The 21141-nt window shown below is 43.3% G+C and carries 16 protein-coding genes; 6 read left to right on the forward strand and 10 right to left on the reverse strand.

Annotation, left to right across the window (positions count from 1 at the left end; genetic code table 11):
- Nucleotides 1-1002, reverse strand: coding sequence for a tetratricopeptide repeat protein (locus tag FHS10_RS03940; protein WP_259087806.1), 1002 nt, complete (start codon nt 1000-1002; stop codon nt 1-3).
- 111 nt (nt 1003-1113) lie between these two features.
- On the opposite strand from FHS10_RS03940, the gene FHS10_RS03945 reads away from it, so the two are divergent.
- The 3 genes from FHS10_RS03945 to FHS10_RS03955 all read left to right on the forward strand — a co-directional run bounded on the left by FHS10_RS03945 (nt 1114) and on the right by FHS10_RS03955 (nt 3674).
- The gene (locus FHS10_RS03945; RefSeq protein ID WP_259087807.1) at nt 1114-2328 is read left to right on the forward strand and encodes a serine hydrolase domain-containing protein; all 1215 of its coding nucleotides are present in this window, start codon (nt 1114-1116) and stop codon (nt 2326-2328) included.
- A 239-nt stretch (nt 2329-2567) separates the two neighbouring features.
- The gene (locus tag FHS10_RS03950) at nt 2568-2882 is read left to right on the forward strand and encodes a YbaB/EbfC family nucleoid-associated protein (protein ID WP_259087808.1); all 315 of its coding nucleotides are present in this window, start codon (nt 2568-2570) and stop codon (nt 2880-2882) included.
- A 111-nt stretch (nt 2883-2993) separates the two neighbouring features.
- On the forward strand, nt 2994-3674 hold the full coding sequence (locus tag FHS10_RS03955; RefSeq protein WP_259087810.1) for a metal-dependent hydrolase: 681 nt from the start codon (nt 2994-2996) through the stop codon (nt 3672-3674).
- Between the two features lie 258 nt (nt 3675-3932).
- Here FHS10_RS03955 and FHS10_RS03960 read toward each other — a convergent pair whose 3' ends face one another.
- From FHS10_RS03960 to FHS10_RS03975, 4 genes are all read right to left on the reverse strand, one after another.
- Entirely contained in the window at nt 3933-5195 is a 1263-nt protein-coding gene (locus FHS10_RS03960) for a glucose-1-phosphate adenylyltransferase (protein ID WP_259087811.1), read from the reverse strand.
- Entirely contained in the window at nt 5192-6616 is a 1425-nt protein-coding gene (locus tag FHS10_RS03965; RefSeq protein ID WP_259087812.1) for a glycogen synthase, read from the reverse strand. Before FHS10_RS03965 ends, FHS10_RS03960 begins: the two co-directional genes overlap by 4 nt.
- A 408-nt stretch (nt 6617-7024) precedes the next feature.
- The gene (gene polA / locus FHS10_RS03970) at nt 7025-9832 is read right to left on the reverse strand and encodes a DNA polymerase I (RefSeq protein ID WP_259087813.1); all 2808 of its coding nucleotides are present in this window, start codon (nt 9830-9832) and stop codon (nt 7025-7027) included.
- Nucleotides 9833-10018: 186 nt separating this feature from the next.
- The gene (locus FHS10_RS03975) at nt 10019-10573 is read right to left on the reverse strand and encodes a DNA-3-methyladenine glycosylase I (protein ID WP_259087814.1); all 555 of its coding nucleotides are present in this window, start codon (nt 10571-10573) and stop codon (nt 10019-10021) included.
- 810 nt (nt 10574-11383) lie between these two features.
- On the opposite strand from FHS10_RS03975, the gene FHS10_RS03980 reads away from it, so the two are divergent.
- From FHS10_RS03980 to FHS10_RS03990, 3 genes are read left to right on the forward strand one after another with little or no spacing between them, the layout of a single operon-like run.
- Nucleotides 11384-13468, forward strand: a complete 2085-nt coding sequence (locus FHS10_RS03980) for a vWA domain-containing protein (RefSeq protein WP_259087815.1) — start codon at nt 11384-11386, stop codon at nt 13466-13468.
- Nucleotides 13469-13527: 59 nt separating this feature from the next.
- Nucleotides 13528-14751, forward strand: a complete 1224-nt coding sequence (locus tag FHS10_RS03985) for an acyltransferase family protein (RefSeq protein ID WP_259087816.1) — start codon at nt 13528-13530, stop codon at nt 14749-14751.
- Nucleotides 14744-15175: an endonuclease domain-containing protein gene (locus tag FHS10_RS03990; protein WP_259087818.1), complete on the forward strand. Its 432-nt coding sequence runs from the start codon at nt 14744-14746 to the stop codon at nt 15173-15175. Before FHS10_RS03985 ends, FHS10_RS03990 begins: the two co-directional genes overlap by 8 nt.
- 392 nt (nt 15176-15567) lie before the next feature.
- Here the strand turns inward: FHS10_RS03990 and FHS10_RS03995 are convergent, their stop codons facing one another.
- From FHS10_RS03995 to FHS10_RS04015, 5 genes are all read right to left on the reverse strand, one after another.
- Nucleotides 15568-15891: an FtsB family cell division protein gene (locus FHS10_RS03995; RefSeq protein ID WP_259087819.1), complete on the reverse strand. Its 324-nt coding sequence runs from the start codon at nt 15889-15891 to the stop codon at nt 15568-15570.
- A 263-nt stretch (nt 15892-16154) separates the two neighbouring features.
- Nucleotides 16155-17498, reverse strand: coding sequence for a DEAD/DEAH box helicase (locus FHS10_RS04000; protein ID WP_259087820.1), 1344 nt, complete (start codon nt 17496-17498; stop codon nt 16155-16157).
- A 357-nt stretch (nt 17499-17855) separates the two neighbouring features.
- Nucleotides 17856-18386, reverse strand: a complete 531-nt coding sequence (lspA, locus tag FHS10_RS04005) for a signal peptidase II (RefSeq protein WP_259087823.1) — start codon at nt 18384-18386, stop codon at nt 17856-17858.
- Between the two features lie 253 nt (nt 18387-18639).
- A complete protein-coding gene (eno, locus tag FHS10_RS04010; RefSeq protein ID WP_259087826.1) occupies nt 18640-19935 on the reverse strand; it encodes a phosphopyruvate hydratase in 1296 nt (431 codons plus the stop codon).
- A 182-nt stretch (nt 19936-20117) separates the two neighbouring features.
- Nucleotides 20118-20840: a DUF2490 domain-containing protein gene (locus tag FHS10_RS04015; protein ID WP_259087827.1), complete on the reverse strand. Its 723-nt coding sequence runs from the start codon at nt 20838-20840 to the stop codon at nt 20118-20120.
- Between the last annotated feature and the right edge of the window lie 301 nt (nt 20841-21141).

Here is a 21141-nt window from a genome sequence, read left to right on the forward strand (position 1 = left end):
TCAAAACTTTCTTTTAACTCCTTCCAACCAGCTATCCAGTGCCTTTCTTTTATCCTCATTTTGTTGCAACCATTGCTTACCCACTTCTTTATTAGCGCTTAAACCCATCAAATGCGAAAAAGCAGCCATGTTATCAGTTTTACTTAAGCGGTAAAAGAAATCAGCATAGTAATGTCTGAAAAAATCATTTCCCGTTTGTTTTTCGGTTAAAGATCCAACAGCCTCAAATATGGCCTGTAACTGATTTTGCAATACTTCGGCCGGTGTTGAACCTGGTTTGGCTTTGGCAATTGCGGCGTTAAGGCTCCTATTTAAGGCTATAGTCGATACCTCTGCCCTGGCATCCTCGGTTTTCAGTGTTCCTCCTTTTAAAATACTTTGCATATTAGTGTAAGCTTCATCGCTGCGCGGGCCTTCGGGCTCCAGCAACAAATAGCTGCATAAACCCATCAATGCCGCCGCCCTTTTGTTTTGATGGAAAGTTACCAGGCCATACAGGCGCTGGCTATTGGCATTTTTGGGGTCGAGCTTGATGCTTTCTATTGCTGCCTGCTCGGCTTCAGCAAACTGTTTCGTCCTGAAATAAACAAGGCCTAAACTAAACCAGGCATCCGGGCGTGCCGACTGCAAAGCAATAGCCTGCTTGTAAGCATCAATGGCCTGCGGGTATTGGTGGTTATCATCGTAAATAAAGCCCATCAACACGTAGGCCGCCGCCGTAAAATTAGTTTTTGTTTTGGTTACCTTATCCAGGTAAGGCAGGCCTTCTAAGCCTTTGTGCAAGGCGTTTAACGTAAAGCCCATCTGGTAATTGGCCTGCGCGTTTTCGGCATCAATTGCCAAAGCCTGTTTATATTTTTCTATCGCGCCCGCGTTATCCTGTTTATTATTAAGTTCTATCCCTTGTTTTATCAAACCGGGGACATCGGTATCCTGGGCATAAACCCTTATCGACAATAATAAAACAAGTATAATGAGGCCGACGTTTTTAAACAATTTCATACTTAAACATACAAAGAGTATGAAGTAAACGAAAAAAAATAAAAACTTTAATGTTAACTTGCTGTATAATTTCTAATTTTCGCATTCGTTTTAAGTGTGAGAATCTGATCTATGAAGTTATTGTACAAGAGTGTCCTTTCGTTTACTGCCTCCCTGTTGGTCCTTACGGCATGTTCATCAAAAAATAAAGATAAAGCGCAAGGCGCTACCCCCGCCACCAGTAAACCTTTGGATACTGTTGCCCTGCTGGCTTACAATCCCAAAAACGCTGATAAAAAGATAGATGAGGTAATGCAGGAGTTGCACCGTACCCGCGCTTTTAACGGCAACGTGCTGGTTGCCAAAAAAGGAAAGATCATTTACGAGAACGCCATTGGCTGGGCCGATTACCTGCACCGCGACAGCCTCAGAATAGGTTCGCAGTTTGAGCTGGCATCGGTTACCAAAACCATGACCTCCACTGGTATTTTAATGCTGATGGAACGCGGCAAGCTAAAGTTAGATGATGACGTAAAAAAATTCTTCCCTGATTTTCCGTATGATGGCGTTACCATCCGCCTGTTGCTTACCCACCGGTCGGGCATGATGAACTATGTATATTTTGTTGACGATATATACCGCAGTCAGCATTTAAATCAAAAGAAAGGCCTTACCAATATGGAGGCCATGAAAATGATTGCCGACTACAAGCCGCACCCTTTTAATGTACCCAACAAGCGTTTTTTATATAACAACTCCAATTTTATGGTGCTGGGTTCTATCATTGAAAAAGTAAGCGGTCAATCGTACGCCCAATTCATGAAAGAAAATGTATTTGTACCTGCAAGCATGCTGCATACCGCGGTATACTCCAAAGCGGTATATGATAAAATACCGGTTCATGTTGTTGGGCACGATCGCGGACAGTGGAAATATTCGGTAGCGCAAAACTTTTTAGATGGCCCCGTGGGCGACAAAGGCGTTTACAGCACCGTTAAAGATCTGTTTTTATTTGACAGGGCTTTGCGTGCAGGCATCTTGTTAAAACAGGCAACGCTCGATTCGGCTTACGTACCACGCAACCCAATGCTGCATGGTCACTTTAGCTACGGTTATGGCTGGCGAACCTTTACCGCCCCCGGTGAACAGGTTATTTACCACACCGGCTGGTGGCATGGTTTCAGGCACATTTACCTGCGCGATATGAAAAACGACATCACCATTGTACTGCTATCAAACCTGGCCAACGGAAGTCTGCTAAAACTCGACGACCTGTTTAAGGCCGCCGGCATGCCGGTTGTTCGTAAAAGCGCGTACAACGGTAATGGTGATACCAGTGATGATTAGTCAGTTGTGAGTTGTGAGTTGTGAGTTGTGAGTTGTGAGTTGTGAGTTGTGAGTTGTGAGTTGTGAGTTGTGAGTTGTGAGTTGTGAGTTGTGAGTTGTGAGTAAAGCAACTTCGTATCAAACCTTTTGGTTTTGAATTTGTAAAATTTAAGTATCAATAACATTTTAATAATTATCCATCTGCATATTTGCACATCTGTAATCTGCACATTTGCATATCTGCACATCTAAAGAATATTATGTTTGATAAAATAATGGAAGCCCAGCAAAAGGCTGGCGAATCGAAAAAACGCCTGGACGCTATCTCGGTATCGGGTACTGCCGAAGGTGGTAAAATTACAGTGACCGCCAATGCTAACAAGGTGATCAAGTCAATAAACATCAATCCCGATTTTTTGGCTGATGCTGATAAGGAAGAGTTGGAAGAGCTATTGGTTGTTGCCATAAACAAAGCCATGGAGCAGGCCGATAATGTAAGCCAGGCCGAAATGGCTGCCATGACCAAAGATATGTTTGGTGGCATGGGTGGTTTAGGCGCCTTGTTTGGTAAATAAAAGCCCCCCGTAATTAAGAGTCGTGAGTTTAGAGTTTTAAGTTTTTTTGCTTGGTACTCAAAGCTAACGACCCTATTCTAACTCAATACTCACAACTCAAAACTAATAAAAATGAAAACTACATATTACGGTCAATCTACGGTTGAGATAGAGTTGAGCAACGGCACCAGACTTTTGTTTGATCCGTTTATAACCTACAATCCATTGGCAAAGGATATCGACGTAAAAAGCCTGAAACCGGATTATATCCTGGTATCTCATGGTCACGGTGATCATGTTGCTGATTTAATTGAAGTACAAAAAAACAGCGACGCCAAAGTGATCTGTATTGCCGAAATTGCCAACTGGCTTAATGGCAAAGGTGTGGGTAATGTACACGGCATGAACATTGGTGGTGGTTTCAACTTTGATTTTGGCCGGGTTAAAATGGTGAATGCCATACACTCCAGCACCATGCCCGATGGAGCACCAGGTGGCAACCCGGCAGGTTTTGTGCTATACGTTGAAGGCAAACAGCTATACTTTGCCGGCGATACCGCGCTTACCTACGATATGAAATTACTGGAAGACGAAAACCTGGACTGGGCTTACCTTCCTATCGGCGATAACTACACTATGGGTGCTGATGATGCTATTAAAGCCAGCGCTTTCATCAATTGCAAAAACATCATTGGCATCCACTATGATTCTTTTGACGTAATTAAAATTGACAAAGACCAGGTAAGGGAAAAATTCATTAAAGCAGGTTTAAATTTGAAGTTGCCTGCTATTGGTGAAACGTTGGATTTGTAAGAAAGCGAAAAGTCATTCTGCGCGATAGAACCAACGGACCCTGAAGGTTGTTGAAATGACAATATAAAGCTATGTCATTGCGAGGAACGAAGCAATCGCGAACTATGCAGATCCGCCCTGTATAGCGTGCGATTGCTTCGTGCCTCGCAATGACATGGCGGATTTGTTCAGGATGACATAGCTTTAATCCAACAAAAACAGCCTCCCGAAAACTCAGGAGGCTGTTTCATTACAATCAAATCTTGAATGCTTTTTTCGTCAAATCACCGTACCATTCGGGATAATAGCGCGCTTTTTAACCACCACTATACCATCCTGTACGGTATGCGTGCCGTAATCACCATCGGCAAGCAACTCCCCGCAATTGATACTTACATCATCGCCTATGTAAGTGTTTTTATCGATAATCGCATTTTTGATCTTACATCTGTTGCCAATGCCCATTATAGGCGAATCACTTAATTTTAGTTCGGCAATTTGCTCCAGGGTTTGGTAATTATCGCTACCCATTACATAGCAATTTTCAATTTCGGTATCTACACCAATACGGGTACGGATGCCGATGATAGACCGTGTAATTTCTTTGGCGCTAATAATACAACCATCGGCAATGATAGATTTATTAAGCGTTGTGCCCGATACTTTTGAAGGCGGCAGCATGCGTGCCCGGGTGTAGATGTGATTTTCGCCAAACAGGTTAAATTTCGGGATCTCGTCGGTTAAACCCAGGTTGGCATCAAAGAATGATGGAATGGTACCAATATCTGTCCAATATCCCTCATATTGGTAACTCAATACCCTGTGGTCAACAATTGATTGCGGGATGATCTCTTTACCAAAGTCGGTACGGTCGTTACCTTCCAGCAGTTCATACAACAGTTTGCGGTTAAAAATGTAAATACCCATTGACGCCAGGTAAACCCTGCCCTCGGCCTTCATTTCGTCGCTTACATCAGATGCCCAGCTTTCAAAGTTCGATTTAGGCTTTTCGATAAAAGCGGTCACCATGCTATCATCATCGGCTTTTAATATCCCGAAACCCGGTACATCGGCAGCATCAACAGGGATGGTAGCGATAGAGATCTCGGCATTGGCTTCAATGTGTTTGGTGATCATGTCATCAAAATCCATCTGGTACAGCTGGTCGCCAGATAGGATCAACACATACTCAAACTCATGTACTGCCAGGTGGTGTAAGCTTTGCCTTACCGCATCGGCTGTACCCTGAAACCACGACCCACTTGTCGGCGTTTGCTCGGCGGCCAAAATATCAACAAAAGCATCGCTAAAGCTGCTGAAGTGATAGGTGTTTTTGATGTGTTTATTTAACGAGGCCGAGTTAAACTGAGTTAACACATAGATACGCGTAATACCCGAGTGCAGGCAATTCGATATTGGAATATCAACCAAACGGTACTTACCGGCAATTGGCACAGCCGGTTTTGAACGTGTTGCAGTAAGTGGTGATAAACGACTGCCCTGGCCACCGCCAAGCACAATTGAAATTACTTTAGATGTCATATCTGAGGGTTTAAACTTTCATAAAGGTTTATATATTCTTTGGCCGATCTGTCCCACGAGAAATCGAGGGCCATCATGCGCTTGCGTAGTATTTGTAATTGTGGCTGGTTTTGATAAAGCGCGATTGCCCTATTAATAGAATGGCAAATATCATTAACAGTAACCTGGTTAAAACGGATACCATAGCCGCCTTCATCGCCAAAGTCGATGACCGAATCTATCAACCCCCCGGTACTGCGTACTATTGGCATGGTGCCGTAACGTAAAGAGTAAAGTTGATTTAATCCGCAAGGTTCAACGCGCGAAGGCATCAGCAGAAAATCGGCCCCGGCATAAACTTCGTGCGCAAGCACCTCATCGTACCCGATAAATACATTGCACCTCCCGGGGTATTTGGCTTTGAGTTCGAGCAAAGCGGTTTCCATTTCCTTATCCCCCGAACCGAGGATAAAGAAGTTTACATCGTCGCCATATTGGGCAAGGGTGCGATCTATAGCCTCTGGCAGCAAGTCGGCACCTTTTTCAATGACCAGGCGACCGATAAATACAAACAATGGCTTTCCGGGGTTGAGGCCAAAGCGGGTACAAAGTGCCTCTTTATTTGCCTGTTTACCTTTAACCACTGTTTTGGCATTAAAGTGATTAGGCACCATGGGGTCGTTTTTTGGGTCCCAAACCTCGGTGTCTATCCCGTTAATAATACCATGCCCCTTTGCGCGCTCAATATAAAACAGGTACTCTAATCCATTTGAATTAATGGTAAGCTCGTTTAAATACGTAGGCGATACCGTGGTATACAACCAACTACATTTTACAGCCGCAGCCAGCGGGTTTATACCACCGGCCCAATCAAGCAAGCCTATTGAAGAAGGGTCAACCTCGGGCAGGTACTGAAAATGCTCCCAGCCAAAAGCGCCATGATACTGGCCGTTATGAATAGTAAACACAGTAGGCACATTGGCCAGCCGCCTGTACAATTTGGAATGATAAAGCAGGAATGGCACCAGGCCAGAGTGATGGTCATGGCAATGGATAATATCCGGCGTTTGCTGCGAATAGCTGATCCAATCTAAAAAGGCCAGCTGGAAGGCGATAAACTGCTCCCGTTCATCGGGATAGCTGTACACATTTTCGCGATCAAGCAGCCCTGGTATATGCACCAAAAACAACTCGAAACCAAGCTTGTTAGTCTTCTCTTTCAGGATCTCGAAATAAAGGCGACGGGTATTTAACAACGTAACCGCAGTAAACACAACTTCAAATTCGTTTTCGCGGGTAAACTTTCTATCGTAATAAGGCATCACAACTGCTGCCTGCAAACCTGCCAGGTTTTGATATTTAGGCAGTGCACCAACAACATCTGCAAGGCCGCCAACTTTGGCAACAGGGTAACATTCGGCACTCAGATGGAATATTTTCATTCAGGTTTTATTGGCTCAATTTAAGGAAAGATTACCAAAAGAGAAACCCATAACAATTAATATAGTTTTTTAAATTTAGAATGAAGATTGTAAAAATGTTATTAAAGTTTAGCTGCTATAGTTGTGAAAATGATAGTAAAAACGCGGGAAATAAGCTGCGGGGAGGTTGAGTATTGGATACACTAAGGTGGGTTTGGAGGTATAAAAACGTATATCAGCACCTATGATATAAAAATATCATGGGTAATGCAACGTACAGGCTGTAGATTCCAGACTTACGAAGTTTTGAAAACTTCGTAAGTCTTTCGTCGTACTGTCATTTAACCCTGAAAGAACAACGGGTTTTACAATGGCGATGGATTTTGGTGATTTCTGGAAAATAAACCCAGTCAACCACTCACCAAAGTATTAATGCGCCTCCAGCCAGTTCAAGCCGGTGCCAATCTCTACCATAATAGGCACGGTAGTTTTGATGGCATTTTTCATGTTGTGCATAATGATAGGTTTAATGATGTCTACCTCATCATGGGGTACATCAAATACCAACTCATCATGTACCTGCATGGTCATACGGGAATCTAATTTCTGAGCTTTCATTTCGCGGTGAATATTGATCATGGCTATCTTGATCATATCTGCAGCCGAACCCTGGATTGGGGCATTAATGGCATTTCGCTCAGCAAAACCGCGTACGGTTGCATTGGCCGAGTTAATATCCCTCAAATACCTGCGCCTGCCCATCAGCGTGGTTACATAACCATTTTCGCGGGCAAAGTTCATGGTATCGCCCATGTATTGTTTTATGCCCGGGAACTGGACAAAGTATTGTTCTATAATATCGGCAGCCTCTTTACGTGGGATGCCCAGATTTTGTGATAACCCAAATGCCGACTGGCCATAAATAATACCAAAGTTTACCGCTTTGGCATTACGGCGCTGCTCGCCGGTTACTTCATCCAAAGCAATACCATAAACATTGGCGGCTGTGGCGGTATGGATATCCAGGTTATCAACAAAGGCCTGCATCATATTAGGGTCTTTGCTGATTTCGGCGATAATGCGTAATTCAATCTGTGAATAATCGGCCGATACGATGGTATGGCCGGCATCCCTTGGAATAAATGCTTTCCTTACTTCCCTGCCCCGTTCTGTACGGACGGGAATATTTTGCAGGTTAGGGTTAACGCTGCTTAACCTGCCGGTAGCGGCTACAGCCTGGTTGTATGAGGTATGGATGCGCCCGGTTTTGGGGTTAACCATAGTTGGCAAAGCATCAACATAAGTCGACTTTAATTTTTGCATCTGCCTGAAATCCAAAATATCGCGTACGATATCGCTTTTGGATGCAAGGGCAAGCAATACATCCTCGCCGGTTTGGTATTGCCCGGTTTTGGTTTTTTTGGCTTTAGGATCAAGCATCAGTTTTTCAAACAAAACCTCGCCCAGTTGTTTTGGCGATGCGATATTGAATTTTACTCCTGCCTTCTCGTACACCGTTTTTTCAAGTTTGGCCACATCAGTTTCCAATTCTTTACTAAACTCGCCCAGGGTATAGTGGTCTATTTTTACGCCTGCAAACTCCATATCCGCCAGTACATAGATCAGCGGGTTCTCAATTTCGTTGATGAGTTTTTCGCTTTCTACCTCTTTCAGCTTAGGCTCAAAAACGGCCTTTAGCTGTAGGGTGATGTCGGCATCTTCGGCGGCATATTCTTTGATCTTTTCTATCTCCACATCGCGCATACTGCCCTGGTTTTTACCTTTGGGCCCAATAAGCGAAGTGATAGAAACAGGTTTATAACCTAAATAATTTTCAGACAGGATATCCATCCCGTGGCGGGTATCCGGGTCAATCACATAATGGGCCATCATGGTATCAAACAGGCTGCCTTTAACCTGTACATTGTACCATTTGAGCACCAGGATATCAAACTTGATGTTTTGCCCTATTTTGCCAATGCTTTCGTTTTCCAGTACTGGTTTAAATTCGGCCACAATGTTTTTTACAACTTCCTGATCAACCGGAACAGGAACGTACCAGGCCTCACCCGCTTTTATCGAAAAAGACAAGCCGACCAATTCGCAATTGTTGGCATCAGTACCTGTGGTTTCGGTATCGAAGCAAAAAGACTCTTGCTTTTGTAATATAGCAATTAGCTCTGCACGTTTTTCTACGGTATCGGCTAAATGGTATTCGTGCGGTACATTATCGATATTTTTAGAGGCGATAACCAGGTCTTCGCGGATATCTTCTACGTCAACGGTCATCGTAGTGCGGCGCTCCTCAACAGGCGTACCAAACAGATCGGTTTGGGTGCCGGCAGCTTTAAATTCGGTAATGGTAAAGTCGTCACCAAAAACGCGCCTGCCCAGGGTACGAAACTCCAGTTCGGCAAAGAGCGGTTCTAACAGTTCTTTACTTGGCGCACAAACCTCCAGGCCTTCTTCATCCAGCTCGACCGGAACGTTCAATAAGATAGTAGCTAATTTTTTGGAGAGTAAACCCTGTTCGGCAAAGTTTTCTACGTTTTCGCGCTGTTTACCTTTCAGCTCATGGCTATGGGCGATGATGTTTTCCATCGAGCCATATTGTTTAATGAGCGATTTGGCCGTTTTTTCGCCAATGCCGGGGATACCGGGGATATTATCAACAGCATCGCCCCAAAGGCCTAAAATATCTATCACCTGCTCAACGCGTTCAATCTCCCATTTTTCCAGCACTTCCTTAACGCCCAGGATCTCCATCTCATTACCCATGCGTGCAGGTTTGTAAATACGAATGTTGTCGGATACCAGCTGTGCAAAATCCTTATCGGGGGTCATACAGTAAACCTGGTAACCTTTTTGCTCGGCTTTTTTGGCCAGCGTGCCTATAATATCATCGGCCTCATAACCGTCTGAGGTGATCACCGGGATATTGAATCCCAATATCAGTTTAACTACATAAGGCAATGCGGCAGACAAATCCTCGGGCATGGCTTCACGGTGGGCTTTGTAGGCTTCGTAATCGGTATGGCGTTCGGTTGGTGCTTCTGTATCAAAAACAACAGCCATGTGGGTTGGCTTTTCTTTTTTCAAAACATCCAGCAAGGTGTTAGTAAAACCCATCACCGCCGATGTATTCATGCCGCCTGACGTAAACCGCGGACTTTTACTCAAAGCAAAATGCGCCCGGTAAATAAGGGCCATGCCATCCAAAAGAAATAGTTTTTTCATAATTATACACACTAATTGATACACACGAATTGCACGAATTTATTCGAATTGCACAAATTCCTTGCTACCGTTAATTGCAAAAATAGAATTAAATCCGTCAGAATTACTACCGATAGAAACCACAAACCCGAATAAATTCGTTGCATTTGAAATTCGTGAAATTCGCTTCAATTCGCGAAATTCGTGTTACTTAAAACTACATTCCGGGATATGATCATTGACCATACCCGTGGCCTGCATGTGGGCGTAACAAATAGTGGTGCCGAAGAATTTGAAGCCACGCTTTTTCATGTCTTTACTAATAGCATCAGACTCGGGCGTGCTTGCCGGTATTTTATGGTGATGGTTGATAATAGCTTTACCGCCCGGCATAAAGCTGTACAGGTATTTATCAAACGAGCCAAATTCCTGTTGTATACTAATGAATAGCCTGGCATTATTGACGGCGGCCAATACTTTAAGTCGGTTACGGATAATACCGGTATCCTGCATCAGGCGTTCTACATCCTCATCGGTAAATGCGGCTACTTTATGTACATCAAAATTGGCAAATGCATTTTTGTAGCCTTCACGCCGTTTCAAAATGGTGATCCAGCTTAAACCGGCCTGTGCCGATTCAAGGATGAGGAATTCGAACAGAATTTTATCGTCATGTACTTCCCTCCCCCATTCTTCATCATGGTATTTCATGTAAAGCGGATCGGTACCGCACCAGGAGCAGCGGGTTAGTTGGTTGGTCATTTGATGTAGATATAGTTTCGAAATTAGTTGAAGATAATAAAGTTTTCACGCTAAGATCGCCAGGCCGCAAAGTAAAAAAAAAATCTTACCGGCTTAGCGCCTTGGCGTGAAAGCATGGAAATCGCTTTTACCCACAATGTAATGAATTCGTGTTATCAGTAAGGCATTTTTTTTGAGTTAGACACGAATGCCCGCCGACTCGGTTACAATTTAATCGAATTTCACGAATTTTGGAATTGATCGATCAGGGCAAACGCATCTAATTGGGTTAACATAACTTAACACATTTTCAGATATATTTTTTATAAATAATTGACAATCAATAACTTATGCTTTTGCATGGTTAACACTAAACTGATGTATCGCGCAATTTAGGCGCATCCTAATATTTGTGCCTGTTGTTACCCAATACAGGTACCGAATGGACCTGCATCTTTTAACCAGGATCAGGCGATAAAAACAAGGTATCGTTTGATGCTTATATATTCCGACGGAATAAGCTTACTCCGTTAGCTAATATTAAAAAACAGCTTATCGCCTCTAACTATTTAGATGCGTTTGCCCTGATTGATCGATAGCACAAACTAAAATATTAAGTAAAAAATTCGTGAAATTAGCTATAATCTATCCTCGGGCAGTTAAATTCGTGTTTATTCAAATCTCAGAGCTTGTGATAAAATAATGTTAAATGTTAAAAGCGATTTGATTTCCCTTGGCGTGAAAGTTATAACAGTTTATGCACGTAACATTTCACAATAATTTCGCATTTTGCAGGTGAACGCAAAACGGGTAACGTTTGCGCAAATTCTTATGCATTTTTCACTAACATGGGGTTCGGTTTCGGGATGGTGGGTACCTGCCTGTTTGGTACTGGGGGTATTATACGCCTGGCTGTTGTACCGGCAACCGGTTAACCTGGGCAAATATTACAGGATAGGGCTTTCCGTGATCAGGGCTGTTGTAGTGTTCTTTATCGCCATGCTGCTGGTATCTCCGCTGGTAAAATCTATCAAATATGATGCGCAGAAACCTTTGGTGCTCATCGCGCAGGATAACTCATCATCAATCAATACCTTTAAAACACCGGGATTTAACCCCAATGACTTTGTTAGTCAGTTGGCCAAACTAAAAGAAATGCTTGGCGATAAATACGATGTGCAGGAGTTTAATTTCGGTAAGGATCTGGCCAACGGCCTCTCAACCAAATTTAACGGCAAACAAACCGATATTGCCAATGCTTTGCGCCAGTTGAACAACAGGTTTATAAACCAAAACATTGGCGCGCTGGTACTGGCTACCGATGGTTTATACAACCAGGGCAACGATCCGCAGTACGAAGCTAAAAATATTAAAACCAGCATTTATACCATCGCCCTTGGTGATACGGTTGCCAAACGCGATTTGCTGATTGGCAACGTAAACTATAACAAAACCGCCTTTTTGGGTAATGATTTTGAGATAGAAGTTTTAGCCGCCGCCTACCAAAGCAAAGGCGAAAATATTCACCTCACGGTTACCGAAGATGGCAAACAGGTTTACGCGCAAACTATCCCGGTTACCGGCAATGATTTTAAAAAGCTTGTCCCCATCAAATTAACTGCAGATAAAAAAGGCTTGCGCAAGTTCAGCATCAACATAACGCCGGTTAAAAACGAGCTATCAACCCAAAACAATACCGAAATTATTTATGTAGATGTGCTGGATGCCCGCCAAAAAGTATTGGTGCTTTACCAAAGTGCCCATCCCGACATTACGGTTATTAAACAAGCCATCGAAACCAATAAAAACTACGAATTAAAAACCGCCCTCTTTTCAGATATCGCCGACATTAAATTACCCGATTATAGTTTAATCATCCTTTACCAGGCTAACGCTTCCGCTTTGGCGCCCGTAAAAAGTTTCCTTGCCAAAAGCAAAACGGCGGTGTGGTATATCTTAGGTTCGCAAAGCGATTTGCAGGGCTTTAATGCCGAACAAAATGTAGTGAAGATCAGTGCCGGCCGAAGCGAGACACAGGAAGTTTACGCTTTGCCTGAAACAGGTTTCGCGGCCTTTACCCTTTCCGACTCATCACGCAAAAAGATCAGCAACCTGCCGCCGTTATTAGCACCATTTGGCAGTTACGGCACGGCCGCAGGAACTACCGTTTTACTCAAACAAAAAATTGGCGCCATTGCCACCACCTACCCCCTATTAGCCTTCGGCGATGAAGCCGGCAGACGTACGGCAGTGCTAACCGGCGAAGGGCTTTGGCGCTGGCAATTATCCGAATATCAAAACTATGGCAACCGTAATGCTACGGACGAATTGCTGAGCCAAACCGTACAATACTTAACGGCCAATACCAACCGTCAGCGCTTCAGGGTGTACCCGGCCCGTACCGTTTTTGACGAAGGCGAAAATGTGATCATCAACGCCGAATTATATAACGATGCTCTTGAACTGATCAACACGCCCGATGTAAAGATTGACCTGAAAAACGGCGAGGGTAAAAACTATAGCTTCCTGTTTAGCCGCACAGGGCAAAGTTACCAGTTAGATGCAGGTGTGCTGCCGGCCGGCGAATACGCTTACAATGCATCAACCCAAAATGGCAAAAGCCAGTTTAAAGCATCGGGTCAGTTAACCGTAAAAGCACTTAACCTGGAAACCCGGCAAAGCGCCGCCAATCACCAGCTACTTAATGCCATTGCCAAACAAAGCGGCGGCCAAATGCTGCAATCCAGCCAGGTTAACCAACTTGCCGACCTGATCCGCAAGAACGACAACATCAAAACCGTGGTTTACGAAGACAAACATTACAGCGACATCATCGATGTAAAATGGTTATTTGTACTCATCGTTTTACTATTGAGCGGCGAATGGTTTTTAAGGAAGCGTGAAGGGGAAGTGTAGGAAATAGAATCAAGAGGTTAGAGTCGAGAATTAAGACAAAAAATACGGAAAAACCGAGCATGTCATCTACCGAAACAGTTCCGTTAAATATATCAGATAAACACAAACTGTTGGGCTTAGATCACCTGCGTGCCCTGGCCATCACCTATGTTTTGCTGTTCCATTACCAGATTTTTGCACACCCCGATTGGGTGAACAAAGTAGGCAGCTTCGGTTGGACCGGCGTCGACTTATTTTTTGTATTGAGCGGGTTCCTGATAGCGGGGCAACTTTTTGCCGCCATGGCAAAAGGGCAGCCAATTGCCATGGGGGAGTTTTTCACCAAGCGTTTTTTTAGGATCATTCCACCCTACTTGCTCATACTTGGCTTATATGTGGCATTCCCTTTATTGAGAGAACGGGAGCAAATGGCCCCGCTTTGGAAATACCTCACCTTTACCGTCAATTTTGGACTGGACTACCGACAAACCGGCACATTTACCCATTCCTGGTCGTTATGTGTGGAGGAGCAATTTTACCTGGTACTGCCTTTAATTTTATGGGTATGGGGTTACTTTAAGGTTGGCAGAAAAGGTATTTACCTGCTGGTTGCCTTATTTTTAGCCGGTTTCGCTATTCGGTATCTCAACTGGCATCACCTGGTTGAACCGGCATCAAATACCGATCATTTTGGAGCGATCTTTAACAAATATATCTATTATCCCACCTATAACAGGCTGGATGGTTTACTGATGGGCGTGAGCATAGCCGGCGCTTATACGTTTTATCCGGCGGTTAAAACGGCAATAAACCAATATGCCAATTATGTGATGCTGGCCGGGCTTCTGATTTTGATTGCCGCTTATTTTGTTTGTACACCACAGGCCGCGTTTAGCACTACCATGTGGGGCTATCCCATGATCGCTTTAGGATACGGCTTGATCGTGGCTTCCATCGTATGCCCGGGCAACTTTTTGTATCGCGTTAAGTCAAAAATCACATCGCAAATTGCTACACTTTCTTACGGCTTATACCTTAGTCATAAACTTATTATTCACATAAGTCAAACCCTTTTGGAAAAGGCAGGGATCGATAAAAACGGTAACCTGATGATGTTGTGCTGCTTTTGCGCCTGCATTTGCGGGGCTTTGGTGTTGAGGTTTGCTGTTGAGAAGCCGGCTATGAGAATTAGGGATAGGGTGTTAAATAGGAGGAGTCGAGCCAAAAAGCGAGGGATACGTGCGATTCCCTCCCAACGGGAGGGTGCAGGGAGGGGTTTCTCAAAGCGACAAAAACATGGCTAATAAAAAGATAATCCCATACAACCCGGCTTTAAAAGCCTTGGCCCGTAAGCTCCGTAAAACCATGACCGATAGGGAGTTACTCTTGTGGAATGAATTGAAAAATGATAAATTATTAGGCTTTGATTTTGACCGGCAGCGTTTTATCGATGAATATATCGTTGATTTTTACTGTAAGGATTTGATGTTGGCTATCGAAATTGATGGGATGTCGCATAATAACGAAGAAGCTTTTGTTAAAGACGAGATAAGGCAACGAAAGATAGAAAGCTTCGGCATTAAATTTTTACGATTTACAGAAGCTGAAATGAAGTACGATATGTTTAACGTTTTGAGAACAATAGAAAGTACAATAATTGAAATTGTTCGGAGCGATAGCTCGATAAAATTGCCGGAGGCTTTTGATTTGGGGTTGCTAAATACGTAGTATCTTTAATGACGTATAAACCCCTCCCTGCACCCTCCCGTTGGGCTACGGTGTGTACATATCTTTTGAAATTGTATCACTAAACAAAACTGATGTCATTTCGAACGAACCAGCGAGGAATTGTGCGTCGGGGGGTGAGGAGAAATCTTATACGAGAGGCTACGTTTGCTTGTCGGTTGTACAAGATTTCTCTTTCGCGCCACACACATGCCCTCCTTCGCTCTATCGAAATGACATTTTCTTTTTTTAGAAAGATGTGTACACACAGTAGCCCGTTGGGAGGGAATCGCACCTGGCCCCTTTTTTTTAGCTGCAAAAAAACAACATGCTTCAAAAAAAATAGCGATGAAAAACTCATCGCTATTAAATATCTTGACTCTATCTTCCCGATTCTATTTATCAGTTTTCTGCGGTACTATCAAATACACATCCTCATTATCTTTTTTCATGAGATATTTTTCACGGGCAAATTTTTCTAATTGCTGGGGGTTTGAGGTGAGTTCTTTAAGCTCTTTGGTAACCTGGTCGGTTTGAACTTTGTAAAAGTCACGCTCTTTTTCAAGCTTGTGAACCTGGCTGCGGTATTCGTATTGCGAAAACAGGTCGTTGCGGTCAAAAAATGTCATCCACACAAAAAAAGCTAACGTAACCAAAAAGAACTTGTTCTTAAAAAGGTCAATAAGGCGTTTCATTGATATGGGTTGAATAAATTTCATTTAAAGCTATTTATTTTTTTTGAAGGACGCAAATATGCTTATTAACTTATTAACATGGGGATCTGGTGAGTGGTTGATTGGGTTGGATTAGGTTGATTGAGTTGGATGGATTGGGTTGATTGGGTTGAATAGGTTAGATTAAATTGACTAAGTTATCTTCAAAAAACTCAATCAACCACTCTCTTAATCAACCATTCACCAAGTTATCTTCTTAAAAACTAAATCAACCACTCTCTTAATCAACTCAATCAACCATTCACCGACTATCTTTTTCCTGCCGACCTGCTGGCCCCGCTCATGCCGCTGCCGCCACCTGATTTATTACCTCCGGAACGGCTACCACCACCTGAACGGCCACCACCGCCACCTGATGGTTTGCGGCCACTGCCACCTCTGCCGCCTTCACGTTTAAAGCTGCCCGATCCTTTTTTGGATTGGCCTGCCATCAGTGTAGCCGTCATAGCCACCGGACTCATGGGGTAAGGGTGTCCTTCTTCAACAGGGATTTCTTTGCCTATCAATTTATGGATGTCCCTTAAAAACAAGATCTCTTCCTCATCACAAAAAGACATGGCGATACCATCGGCACCGGCCCTGCCTGTACGGCCGATACGGTGTACATAAGTTTCGGGGATGTTTGGCAATTCGTAGTTGATCACGTGCGTAAGCTCGTCGATATCAATACCGCGGGCGGCAATATCGGTAGCTATCAGCACACGTGTGGTACGGTTTTTAAAGTTGGTTAACGCGCGCTGACGTGCGTTTTGCGATTTATTACCGTGAATGGCTTCTGCAGTGATACCAACGCGGATCAGGTCTTTCACCACTTTATCGGCACCGTGTTTGGTGCGGGTAAATACCAGCGCGGTTTTAATTTCTTTATCTTTCAGAATGTGGGCCAGCAATGACCTTTTATCATTTTTCTGTACATAATATAAAGCCTGCTGGATGGTATCGGCTGTTGATGATACCGGGGTTACCTCAATCCGCTCGGGGTTGGTTAATATAGTATTAGCCAACGATGTGATCTCTGCCGGCATGGTAGCCGAAAAGAACAGCGTTTGCCTTTTGGCCGGTACTTTGGCAATGATCTTTTTAACATCGTTTACAAAGCCCATATCCAGCATACGGTCGGCTTCGTCAAGTATCAGCATTTTAACATGCTCCAGGTGTACAAAGCGCTGGTTCATTAAATCCAGCAAACGGCCTGGGGTGGCTATCAAAATATCAACACCACGGCGCAACGCATCAACCTGTGGATTTTGCGATACGCCGCCAAAGATCACCAGGTTTTTTAACCCGGTATTTTTACCGTAAGCCGTAAAGCTTTCGGCAATTTGTATGGCCAGCTCGCGGGTTGGTGTAAGCACCAGGGCCTTGATAGATTTTTGTTCTTTATGCGCCATCCTGTCCTGGAACAGTAATTGCAAAGTAGGTAACGCGAAGGCGGCAGTTTTACCGGTACCGGTTTGGGCGCAGCCCAATAAGTCGCGGTGGTTTAATACAATAGGAATAGCTTGTGCCTGTATAGGCGTTGGAGTTGTATATCCCTCAGTTTTTAAGGCCTTGAGGATGGGCTCAATTAATTTTAAATTTTCGAATGACATGATTCTTGTAAATGTGCAGATGTGCAAATTTATGATGTGCAGATGTGCTTGTAATATTATAGACTGATATGCCTATGTACTAAGCAAGGCATAACTTTCTGCAAAGATACGGTTTTATAATCAGATGTGGAGATTGCAAATGTTTTGGGGAGGAAAGATAGACTAAATCCATTCACTGCAATCGGCTCTGCACATTGGCGAGGACTCACCCCGGCAACACTACGCTGGCCGACCCTCTCTCCGGCTGCGCCGCATAGAGGGTAAAAAAGAACGCTCTAATTTCCCTAACCCTCTTTGCGCGAAGCGGAGAGAGGGTCGCCGGCGTAGCCTGGCGGGGTGAGTCGTCCCTTGGTTAGTTTACGCCGCTACCGGCTTCTCATTCGCAGCCTGTCTTTTTTGCTCGCGCTCGCGGAAGTAGGCGTTTACAATCAGGATGCCTACACCGGCCATGATTGACATATCGGCTACGTTGAATACGCCTGTTTGGAAGATGTGGAAGTTAAGGTGCATAAAATCGGTTACGCTGCCGTACATGATCCTGTCCCACAGGTTGCCTGCGCCGCCGGCAATAATGAGGATGATACCTATTTGGTTAAGCCGGGTTAAATTGTTTTTCAGCAACACATATAACAAACCCCATGTAAGCGCAAGGCAAGGCAAAAGTGCAAGCAGTATAAAGCGCCATGGGTTTTGAAGCGAATCGCCAAGACTTAAAAATGCCCCGGTATTTTCGGCACGGGTAATGGTAAAAAAGTTTTTGATAACAAATATATTATCAGTTAGGTGTACGTGCTGCCTGATATAGATCTTCGATACCCTGTCAACAATAATATTTAAAATTAAAATTAACACTAAACCCAAACCGCTCAAAATCCTCTTCTTATTCATTAAACTCAAAATCGATGTTGTTTATAACGTAACGAAGGTTACTTAAATTATTGGCCGAAGATAAACAGGTCGGCTGGAAATGCAAAATTACAAACCAATTAAATAGCAGCTAAAAGCAAAATGCGCAAAGCTTAAAGCTAAGATTTTGATTATCAATACCTATTCAGGAATTTCGTGTGAGACTATTTAATATATCTTTTAAATAAAAAAGGCCACCTGTTTTTAAGCAGATGGCCCTTTGATATGGTTCAGATTATTTTTTGTAGAATTTGAAATCTTTACCAATGAATTTTGCATTGCTGCCCAATTCTTCTTCAATACGAAGTAATTGGTTGTATTTAGCGATCCTGTCTGAACGTGAAGCCGAACCGGTTTTGATCTGGCCGCAATTTAAGGCTACAGCTAAATCGGCAATGGTAGCATCTTCAGTTTCGCCAGAACGGTGACTCATTACCGATGTAAAGCCATTGGTTTGTGCTAAAGTTACCGCGTTGATGGTTTCTGTTAACGAACCAATCTGGTTAACTTTTACCAGGATTGAGTTAGCAATACCTTCGCTAACACCACGTTGTAAACGTTTGGTGTTGGTTACAAACAAATCGTCGCCTACCAACTGTACTTTATCACCTAATTTTTCGGTCAAAATTTTCCAGCCATCCCAATCATCCTCGGCCATGCCGTCTTCAATAGAGATAACAGGGTATTTAGCAACTAATTCGGCAAGGTAATCAGCTTGCTCGGCGCTGGTGCGGATAGCACCTTTTTCGCCTTCAAATTTAGTGTAATCGTATTTGCCATCTTTGTAAAACTCAGATGCAGCGCAATCAAAAGCGATAAAGATATCTTCGCCTGGTTTGTAACCGGCTTTTTCAATTGCTTTTAAAATGGTTTCAACACCATCTTCGGTACCTTCAAAAGTTGGTGCAAAACCACCTTCGTCACCTACAGCGGTAGATAAGCCACGGTCATGCAGAATTTTTTTCAGGTTGTGGAATACTTCGGTACCCCAACGTAATGCTTCAGAAAATGAAGGAGCGCCAACCGGCATGATCATAAATTCCTGGAAAGCGATAGGCGCATCAGAGTGTGAACCACCGTTAACGATGTTCATCATTGGGATAGGCAATGTGTTTGCGTTTACACCACCAATGTAGCGGTATAAAGGCTGGCGGCTTTCCTGAGCTGCTGCTTTAGCAACTGCCAAAGAAACACCCAAAATAGCGTTAGCACCTAATTTACCTTTGTTTTCGGTGCCATCAAGCTCAATCATTAAAGCGTCGATTGAGTTTTGGTCAAAAACATCTACACCTTTCAATTCAGCAGCAATAACATCATTTACGTTGGCAACGGCCTTTAACACGCCTTTACCCATATATTTTGATTTATCATTATCGCGAAGTTCAACAGCCTCATGCACACCGGTTGATGCACCAGAAGGTACTGCGGCACGACCAAAAGCGCCATTTTCAGTTAATACTTCTACTTCGATAGTAGGGTTACCGCGCGAATCTAAGATCTGGCGGGCGTGTACGTCAATTATTAAGCTCATTTCTTTATTGTCAGATATATGTAAATTGTAAACGGCGGCTAAGTTAACAGCAAAATCAAGAAATCACAATCGAAATTTGGTTTTTGTTATCATTATTAACGAATAAAGCCTAAGCATAACATCAATTTAACATGCAATTAAAAATATTTTGATGTAATGGATTATACTTCAATTATAATGTACTAATCTGTTGTTGTTGGCAATTGTTCTTTTTGAACAGCGTTTTTACGGTTGATGCGGTACATTAACATCAGCATAATATTGTTTTTGCCACTGCTTTGTGCTATTGTGTAGTTACGCTGATTGAGCCAGCCGGCCTGTACTATCCATTTTTTATCAAACTGGTAACCCAGCGCTGCCGATACCCGGTTGCGTTCAAAATTGGGGGCCTTGTTATTGAAGAATACCTCGTCAAACAATGACAAAAACCAGGTTTTAGCAACAATTTTAGTGTTATTCAGCGGGATAAACATATTTAACCGGTAACGGAAACGGTTGCGGTAATCGCCATTTACCCAGCGCTGCTCAACCCGGTAGCGGTGTTCAAATTTAAGGCGGTAAAGGAACTGGTTAACCGTCATCTGCTCCCAAACACGAAACTCGTTGGTAAGCGGACCAGCACTCAGATCGGTAAAGTCATAAGTATGGTAAGTACCGGTACCAAGCAGGGCTATAAAGTTTTTATCCAGATCATAGCTTACCCCTGCTTTAGCCTCATAATATTGAAATTGTGAAAAAGCGGTATTGGTGCGAATTTGCAGCTCCGAGTATCCGCCCCACCGGTGAATGCTATCGCCGGGCAATACTACGGTGGCAATACCCCAGGTGCCCAATTTTGAATCCTGTGCATAGGCGGCCGATGAACCTATCATCAGCATAAATAAAATAACGTAAAGTTTTTTCAAGTTAAATTAATGTTAAATAAAATGCAAATGTGCAATTATTTAACATTAAAACAGCTTAAGATCTGGATAATTTGTTGGGTAAGGCTTTAGCCTGCGCTATTGAATAGCTGTCTTTTTCTGCTCCGACGAATATGTTGAATTCCAGACTTACGAAGTTTTATAAACTTCGTAAGTCTCCTTTACAGCCTGGCATTTTAAATCTTGATTCTTGATACTAACTACTTGATACTTCGTAAGTCTTCTTCGAAGCGTGGCATTTTCAATCTTGATACTTGATACTAACTACTTGATACTCCAAAAG

This window comes from Mucilaginibacter dorajii (assembly GCF_024808255.1).
GTDB classification, from domain to species: Bacteria; Bacteroidota; Bacteroidia; order Sphingobacteriales; family Sphingobacteriaceae; genus Mucilaginibacter; species Mucilaginibacter dorajii.

Excerpts from the sequence above, each read along its gene's own strand:
- polA (WP_259087813.1), bottom strand. The coding sequence starts at position 9,832 with ATGAAAAAACTATTTCTTTTGGATGGCATGGCCCTTATTTACCGGGCG.
- FHS10_RS03960 (WP_259087811.1), bottom strand. The coding sequence starts at position 5,195 with ATGACATCTAAAGTAATTTCAATTGTGCTTGGCGGTGGCCAGGGCAGT.
- FHS10_RS03985 (WP_259087816.1), top strand. The coding sequence starts at position 13,528 with ATGTCATCTACCGAAACAGTTCCGTTAAATATATCAGATAAACACAAA.
- FHS10_RS03955 (WP_259087810.1), top strand. The coding sequence starts at position 2,994 with ATGAAAACTACATATTACGGTCAATCTACGGTTGAGATAGAGTTGAGC.
- FHS10_RS03995 (WP_259087819.1), bottom strand. The coding sequence starts at position 15,891 with ATGAAATTTATTCAACCCATATCAATGAAACGCCTTATTGACCTTTTT.
- FHS10_RS03950 (WP_259087808.1), top strand. The coding sequence starts at position 2,568 with ATGTTTGATAAAATAATGGAAGCCCAGCAAAAGGCTGGCGAATCGAAA.
- lspA (WP_259087823.1), bottom strand. The coding sequence starts at position 18,386 with ATGAATAAGAAGAGGATTTTGAGCGGTTTGGGTTTAGTGTTAATTTTA.
- FHS10_RS03980 (WP_259087815.1), top strand. The coding sequence starts at position 11,384 with ATGCATTTTTCACTAACATGGGGTTCGGTTTCGGGATGGTGGGTACCT.
- FHS10_RS03975 (WP_259087814.1), bottom strand. The coding sequence starts at position 10,573 with ATGACCAACCAACTAACCCGCTGCTCCTGGTGCGGTACCGATCCGCTT.
- FHS10_RS03965 (WP_259087812.1), bottom strand. The coding sequence starts at position 6,616 with ATGAAAATATTCCATCTGAGTGCCGAATGTTACCCTGTTGCCAAAGTT.
- FHS10_RS03945 (WP_259087807.1), top strand. The coding sequence starts at position 1,114 with ATGAAGTTATTGTACAAGAGTGTCCTTTCGTTTACTGCCTCCCTGTTG.
- FHS10_RS03990 (WP_259087818.1), top strand. The coding sequence starts at position 14,744 with ATGGCTAATAAAAAGATAATCCCATACAACCCGGCTTTAAAAGCCTTG.
- FHS10_RS03940 (WP_259087806.1), bottom strand. The coding sequence starts at position 1,002 with ATGAAATTGTTTAAAAACGTCGGCCTCATTATACTTGTTTTATTATTG.
- FHS10_RS04000 (WP_259087820.1), bottom strand. The coding sequence starts at position 17,498 with ATGTCATTCGAAAATTTAAAATTAATTGAGCCCATCCTCAAGGCCTTA.
- eno (WP_259087826.1), bottom strand. The coding sequence starts at position 19,935 with ATGAGCTTAATAATTGACGTACACGCCCGCCAGATCTTAGATTCGCGC.